The sequence below is a fragment of the Kitasatospora sp. NPDC057518 genome, from assembly GCF_042802075.1.
Classification (GTDB): Bacteria; Actinomycetota; Actinomycetes; order Streptomycetales; family Streptomycetaceae; genus Kitasatospora.
In genome coordinates this window covers 1-5357 of the sequence record NZ_JBHVEU010000546.1, presented here as the reverse complement: position 1 = coordinate 5357, position 5357 = coordinate 1, and the positions used below count along the sequence as shown (strand labels likewise).

10 protein-coding genes are annotated in these 5357 nt (G+C 73.0%); 6 read left to right on the top strand and 4 right to left on the bottom strand.

Going from position 1 to position 5357, the window contains the following annotated elements:
• Window positions 1-71: 71 nt before the first annotated feature.
• Window positions 72-530, bottom strand: a complete 459-nt coding sequence (locus tag ACFU7Z_RS35670; RefSeq protein WP_049649659.1) for an SRPBCC family protein — start codon at window positions 528-530, stop codon at window positions 72-74.
• A 90-nt stretch (window positions 531-620) separates the two neighbouring features.
• Window positions 621-1307, bottom strand: a complete 687-nt coding sequence (locus ACFU7Z_RS35665) for an STAS domain-containing protein (protein WP_380782155.1) — start codon at window positions 1305-1307, stop codon at window positions 621-623.
• Between the two features lie 167 nt (window positions 1308-1474).
• On the opposite strand from ACFU7Z_RS35665, the gene ACFU7Z_RS35660 reads away from it, so the two are divergent.
• Window positions 1475-1768, top strand: coding sequence for a helix-turn-helix transcriptional regulator (locus ACFU7Z_RS35660; RefSeq protein ID WP_380782153.1), 294 nt, complete (start codon window positions 1475-1477; stop codon window positions 1766-1768).
• Between the two features lie 156 nt (window positions 1769-1924).
• On the opposite strand, the gene ACFU7Z_RS35655 is transcribed toward ACFU7Z_RS35660, so the two are convergent.
• Together ACFU7Z_RS35655 and ACFU7Z_RS35650 are read right to left on the bottom strand one after the other, a co-directional pair.
• Window positions 1925-2173: a hypothetical protein gene (locus tag ACFU7Z_RS35655; protein ID WP_380782151.1), complete on the bottom strand. Its 249-nt coding sequence runs from the start codon at window positions 2171-2173 to the stop codon at window positions 1925-1927.
• Window positions 2148-2837 carry a type III effector protein gene (locus tag ACFU7Z_RS35650; protein ID WP_380782149.1) on the bottom strand — a complete coding sequence of 230 codons (690 nt, stop codon included), beginning with the start codon at window positions 2835-2837 and terminating at the stop codon, window positions 2148-2150. The genes ACFU7Z_RS35655 and ACFU7Z_RS35650 overlap by 26 nt, the downstream gene beginning before the upstream one ends.
• Window positions 2838-2946: 109 nt before the next feature.
• On the opposite strand from ACFU7Z_RS35650, the gene ACFU7Z_RS35645 reads away from it, so the two are divergent.
• The 5 genes from ACFU7Z_RS35645 (at window position 2947) to ACFU7Z_RS35625 (ending at window position 5256) form a co-directional block, all read left to right on the top strand.
• The gene (locus ACFU7Z_RS35645; protein ID WP_074003004.1) at window positions 2947-3381 is read left to right on the top strand and encodes an Hsp20/alpha crystallin family protein; all 435 of its coding nucleotides are present in this window, start codon (window positions 2947-2949) and stop codon (window positions 3379-3381) included.
• 115 nt (window positions 3382-3496) lie between these two features.
• Window positions 3497-3793, top strand: a complete 297-nt coding sequence (locus ACFU7Z_RS35640; RefSeq protein ID WP_380782147.1) for an STAS domain-containing protein — start codon at window positions 3497-3499, stop codon at window positions 3791-3793.
• Between the two features lie 44 nt (window positions 3794-3837).
• A complete protein-coding gene (locus tag ACFU7Z_RS35635; protein WP_380782145.1) occupies window positions 3838-4242 on the top strand; it encodes a DUF2267 domain-containing protein in 405 nt (134 codons plus the stop codon).
• Between the two features lie 64 nt (window positions 4243-4306).
• Window positions 4307-4705: a DUF2267 domain-containing protein gene (locus ACFU7Z_RS35630; RefSeq protein ID WP_074003007.1), complete on the top strand. Its 399-nt coding sequence runs from the start codon at window positions 4307-4309 to the stop codon at window positions 4703-4705.
• Window positions 4706-5007: 302 nt separating this feature from the next.
• Window positions 5008-5256 (top strand): hypothetical protein, encoded by a 249-nt coding sequence (locus tag ACFU7Z_RS35625; RefSeq protein ID WP_049649652.1) that lies wholly within the window; start codon window positions 5008-5010, stop codon window positions 5254-5256.
• Window positions 5257-5357 lie beyond the last annotated feature (101 nt).

The following is a 5357-nucleotide window of genomic DNA, read 5'->3' as shown; positions in this document are numbered from 1 at the left end:
GACCGCGGGGCGTGGACCGGCCGCCGGGCGGGTGTCCCGGCGGCCGGTGGCGCGGACGATCGGAAGCGGGTTCAGCCAGGGCTGATCCGGCCCCGCCAGCCGCCCTCCTCCCGGCCGCGTTCCTCGATGAACGTCTTGAACCGCGTCAGGTCCCCCTTCACCCGGCGGTCGACCACACCCGTGACATCGGCGGCCCGCTCCGCCACGCCCTCGGGCCGGAAGTCGATGGCCATGGCGACCCGGGTGTGGTCCTGGTCGAGCTGCCGGAAGGTCACCACGCCCTTCTGGTCGACGTCGCCGCCGGTGGTCCGCCAGGCAATCCGCTCGTCGGGCTGCTGGTCGACGATCTCGGTGTCGAACTCACGGGTGACGCCGCCGATGCTGGTCCGCCAGTGGTTGTGGCGGTCGTCCAGCTGGGTCACCGAGTCGACCCCCTCCATGAAGCGCGGGAACTCCTCGAACAGCGTCCACTGGTTGTAGGCGGTGTGCAGGGGGACGTCCACGTCCACGGACTCCTTCACCATGCTCATCCGGTCCTCCTCCCACGGTACGGCCGGGGATTTCCCGGCCGACCGTGCGCCTGCCCGTCCGCTGCCGGCTCAACCGTCCCGCCCGGATGGTCATCCTCCGTCGGGGCGCGGGGCGGGAAGCGGGCGGTGCCGCAAGGCGTCCTCGACGGTGGGGTGGACGGGGAACAGCGCGGCGGTCCCGGTGAGCTCCAGCACCCGCAGCGTCCGCCCGGAGGGGGCGACCAGCACCAGGGGGCTGCCGATGTCCAGCGCGCGCCGACGGGCGGCGAGGAGCAGGTTGAGCCCGGTGCAGGTGAACAGCTCCACACCCGCCAGGTCGACCGCTAGCAGGGCAGGACGCCGGACGAGCGCGGCATCGAGGGCCCGGGCGGCGACGGGCTCGCTGTCCAGGACCATGTCCCCGGTGAAGGAGCACACGAGGGCGTCACCGGCCCGGACGGTCTCCGCCTTCAGGCAGGGCGGAACGGCCCACTCCTCGGGCCGGGAGCCGCGCCGTACGGGCGCGCCGGCCCCTCCGTCGACGGCGGCCCGCCCGGGCTGGAGGGACGCGATGCGTTCGAGGTCCTGCCACAGGTCGAGGGCCCGCTCGTGAAGCCCCGCCGCGGTGCGACTGCCCTCTTCGAGGGCCGTCAGGTAGGCGTCGACGCCGGTGACGGCGTGGCGCACCTGCCGGCACAGCGGCTCCCCGCAGGTGCGGGGGTCCCGACCGCCCTCGCGGGGCGGCCCCAGGCAGTCGACCAGCCGGGACCTGAGCCGTTCCAGCCCGTGCCTGCTCATCGGGTCCATGGAACCATCTCCAGAAGCAGAGCCGCCGGGGAATCCGCGGCGAAGCACTGCGGAGTGCGGCCCTTCCACTGTTCGCCCGTCCGCCAGACATGTCAACCATTGCACGAATCTCCTGTCGTGTATCAGCAGTCGTGAAACAGGAGTCCTATCGTGGAGGAATGGACAACGGCACGACGACCGAACGGCAATGGACCTTCCTGACCAACCACGCCCGCGTGCTGGTCCAGATCGCCCGCGACCCCGGCATCCGCGTGCGCGACATCGCCGGCCGCTGCCTGCTCACCGAACGCGCCGTCCAACGCATCATCGCCGACCTCGAACAGGCCGGATACCTCAGCCACGAACGCCACGGTCGCACCAACCACTACAGCGTCGTCACGAGCAAGCAGCTGCGTCACCCCGCCGACGCCGGCCCCACCATCGCCGAACTCCTCGCGACCCTCCTGCGCTGATGCCCAACGACGGCACGGAGAGCCGACGGCAACGCCGAGGCGGCCGGACGGCCACGGACAGGGCGTGAGCTTCTTGAGAGCGGGGCGGCGCAGCGGGCACAGATGCACAGGAGCCGGTTCTGACGGCCGGGGTGGTTGCGGTGGTTCCCGGCCTCGTCAGGCCGGCCCGTTGTCCGTCGGCGCGGTTGGGTGACTGTCCGGATCGGGGGCGGGCAGTGGCCAGTCTGGGTGGGCGAGGTGCCGGCGCAGGGCGTCGAGGCGGGCGAGGTGGTGGTCGAGGGCGGCGTTGACGGTGCTCGTGGTGGCGGCCACTCGTGCTTCGAGGTCGTGGATCCGGTCCAGGAGGCCCTGCCAGCGCCTTTCGGCGGCGGCGACAGGGTCAGGCGCGGCGTCGGTCACTGTCATCGCGGATCTGGGTGGTGTGGTGGGTGAGGGCGTCGAGGCGGGTGGCGAGGTCGCCGTGGCCGGCGCCGAGGTGGGGGCGGACGGCGGCGAGGGGCTCTATCAGGTCGGCGGGGTCGGTGGCGCCGAGGGCGGCGGTCAGGGCGGCCTGGGCAGGACGGGCGCCGGGAGCGAGTGCGGCCGTGGTGATCCGCGCGGCGAGGACCCGCAGCTCGGCGGCGTGGTCGCGGGCCCAGACGGTGACCGATCGGTCGGCGGCCCGCCGGTCGCGGACGGCCTTGACCCGTTCCGCGCCGGTACCGGACCGCGAAGCGTCGGCGAAGGCGGGCTTGAGACGCAGGTAGCGGTTCTCGGCGGCCTGGCGGCTGGCGACGCCCATCGGGTGGGCGAGGTCGGCCCAGGTGGCGCCGGCCTCCCGGGCGCTCTCCACCAGGCCGGCCTCCCAGCCGGCGAGTTGGCCGCGCAGCTCGCGCAGCAGGACGAGTGCGGCCAGGGCCTGCTCGGGGCCACCGTGCTCGTCAGGGGTGGTCGGGGGCCGGGACGCGGGGTTCTGGGCGGTGCGGACGGCGTCGTCGATGGCGGCCAGCGCCGCCGCGGCCGCCAGGAACGAGACGGGCTCGACCGGTGGGGAGGCGTCGGGGGCGGCTTTGCGGGACTTCTCGCTCATGCCGTCACTCTATAGGCGACGCGGCAACTTGTCATTGGATGGATGACGCGCTAGAAAGGACTCAGGTGAAGCGCACTGGCACCCATTCGATCCATGGAGGTGTTTCGCAATGCTGCTGCGCACTGACCCGTTCCGCGAGCTGGACCGGCTGACCCAGCAGTTCCTCAACACGACCGGCACCTGGTCGCGTCCCACGCCGATGCCGTTGGACGCCTACCGGGTGGGCGACGAGTACGTGATCTGCTTCGACCTGCCGGGGGTCGACCCGGAGGCGATCGACATCGACGTCGAACGGAACATGGTGACCGTCAAGGCCGAGCGCCGCCCGCGCCAGGACGGCGAGGGCATCAAGTGGGAGCTGTCCGAGCGCCCGCTCGGCGTGTTCTCCCGCCAGGTCATGCTCTCCGACACCCTCGACCCCGCCGGGATCACCGCCGACTACGACGCCGGCGTCCTGACCCTGAAGATCCCGGTCGCCGAGAAGGCCAAGCCCCGCAAGATCGAGATCAGCCACAGCGGAAGCCGCAAGCAGATCCGGGCCTGACCCGATCCCCGATGCCGTTCCGGCCGCCCCCCGATCTCTCCCCCTCGATCGAGAGGGGCGGCCGGAACACCCCCCGACCGTCAGGCCGGCCTACCCGCAGCGACGCGGAAACGCCATGAACGGCCAGAGCAGCAACCAGCCCTTCATCGTGCGAGCCCACGGCGAGATCGACCTCGACGCCGCACCCTCGCTGCGCCGTGCTCTGGCCACCGCGCTCGAGTCGCACCAGGAGGTGGTGCTGGATCTGTCGGAGGTGACGTTCATGGACTGCGCGGGCCTGGGCGCCCTGGTCCGGGCCCGCGCCCAGGCCGACCGGTGCGGTGCCCGCCTGGTCCTTCGCGGGGCCGGCCGCCGCGTCGTGCGGCTGCTCAAGCTGACCGGTCTGCACCGGCGCTTGGCCGTCGAGCCTTGAGGCCACCCGGGCGTGCCGGGCCTCGGGACGGAGGGAGAACCGCGATGACGCTTCGATGGGAGGCGTTCCTGGAGGAGGTCCGGGAGCGCGGTGAGTACGACAGCCCGCAGGAGGCCGAGCGGGCCGCCCGGGTGGTCCTTGCCCTGCTCGGCGCCCACCTGGTCGGCGACGTGCGCGCCGAACTGGCCGCCCGACTGCCCGAGACCATGGCCCTGATCCTGCTCAACCCGCTGCAGGCCGCCGAGCCGCTCAACACCGAGCGGTTCGTCCGCGCGACCGCGGCCTGGATCGAGGGCGCCACCGAAGCCACGGCCCCGTGGGACATCGGCGCCGTCCTGTCCACGGTGGCCGACGCCGCCGGCGACGACCTCATGGACCAGGTCCTGCTCCAGCTGCCGCCCGGCTACGACCTGCTGTTCGGCCGCCCGGCCGCAAGGACACGACCCTGACCCTGACCACCCCTCACACGCCGCCGGCCCGCCCGGCGGCCGGCCCCAGGAAGGCCCCACGGTCATGACCCGCTATCGCCACCTCCTCCAGCAGGTCCGCAACCTCGGCCGCTACCCCACCGACGAGGAAGCCGAACGCGCCCTCGACGCCGTCCTGACCCTCCTCGGCTCCCAGCTCACCGGCGACGAACGCTGCGACCTCGCCGCAGCCCTGCCCGAACGGGCCCGCGCCGTCCTCGCCGCCCAGATCCCCCTCCCGTCGCCCGTCACCGCCCCCGCCTTCGTCGAAAGCCTCGCCCACACCCTCGGCACCAGCCTCACCGCCGCCCGCTGGGATGCCTCCTCCGTCCTGGCCGCCCTCACCACTCTCACCGACGACACCCTCACCGACCGCCTCCTCGCCCACCTACCCCGCGGCTACGCCCTGCTGTTCGGCCGCGCCGACCTGGCCGCCGTCGCCTGAAACAGCGGGCCCGACCTGACAGCGCCGGCTGCACGTGCATCCTCACGCCTGTGCGCACAGGGTAGTAGGACGGGCAGAGCTCGCTACTTCACTGAACGCGACCTCACCAGACCCGAAACACCCGGCACCGGAGATCGTCACCGCGGGGCCGCCATGCCCCCGCAGGGCCCGGCATCCACCGTGCAGGCGGCGGCCGGACGGCGAAGGGACTCGGATCAGGTGCCCTTCGTCGGTTCAGGCCCGGAGTTCCCGGGCACCCGCGAGGTATCCCACCGGCAACGACTCACGAAGGAGAGCCCGCCATGACGAAGTCCGGCGACAAGGGCACCCAGCCGAACGAGACAACGCGGGACCGCTCCGCCGAGGAGCGTTCGATCACCTCCCCCACCCCGGCCGACGTCCGGGCGAAAGCGGACGGGATCGTCGGGGCCCGCGAGCGCTCCGCCGAGGAGCGCGGGATCACGGCTCCCACCCCGGCCGACGTCCGGCGCAAGGCCGACTCGGACGACGACGAACCGGAGCCGCCGGCGGCGGACACCGTGGCGCCCTAGGGAGAATCGTGGCCGCCCGGCAAGCCCGCGCCGCTCCTCCCCGGACCAGCGCGCGCCGGGCGGGGACGGCATGTCAGGAGGCCGACTGCGGCGCACACGGC

Coding starts and splice junctions, on each gene's coding strand:
- ACFU7Z_RS35650 (WP_380782149.1), bottom strand. CDS start 2,837: ATGAGCGAGAAGTCCCGCAAAGCCGCCCCCGACGCCTCCCCACCGGTC.
- ACFU7Z_RS35640 (WP_380782147.1), top strand. CDS start 3,497: ATGAACGGCCAGAGCAGCAACCAGCCCTTCATCGTGCGAGCCCACGGC.
- ACFU7Z_RS35635 (WP_380782145.1), top strand. CDS start 3,838: ATGACGCTTCGATGGGAGGCGTTCCTGGAGGAGGTCCGGGAGCGCGGT.
- ACFU7Z_RS35660 (WP_380782153.1), top strand. CDS start 1,475: ATGGACAACGGCACGACGACCGAACGGCAATGGACCTTCCTGACCAAC.
- ACFU7Z_RS35670 (WP_049649659.1), bottom strand. CDS start 530: ATGAGCATGGTGAAGGAGTCCGTGGACGTGGACGTCCCCCTGCACACC.
- ACFU7Z_RS35665 (WP_380782155.1), bottom strand. CDS start 1,307: ATGAGCAGGCACGGGCTGGAACGGCTCAGGTCCCGGCTGGTCGACTGC.
- ACFU7Z_RS35625 (WP_049649652.1), top strand. CDS start 5,008: ATGACGAAGTCCGGCGACAAGGGCACCCAGCCGAACGAGACAACGCGG.
- ACFU7Z_RS35655 (WP_380782151.1), bottom strand. CDS start 2,173: ATGACAGTGACCGACGCCGCGCCTGACCCTGTCGCCGCCGCCGAAAGG.
- ACFU7Z_RS35630 (WP_074003007.1), top strand. CDS start 4,307: ATGACCCGCTATCGCCACCTCCTCCAGCAGGTCCGCAACCTCGGCCGC.
- ACFU7Z_RS35645 (WP_074003004.1), top strand. CDS start 2,947: ATGCTGCTGCGCACTGACCCGTTCCGCGAGCTGGACCGGCTGACCCAG.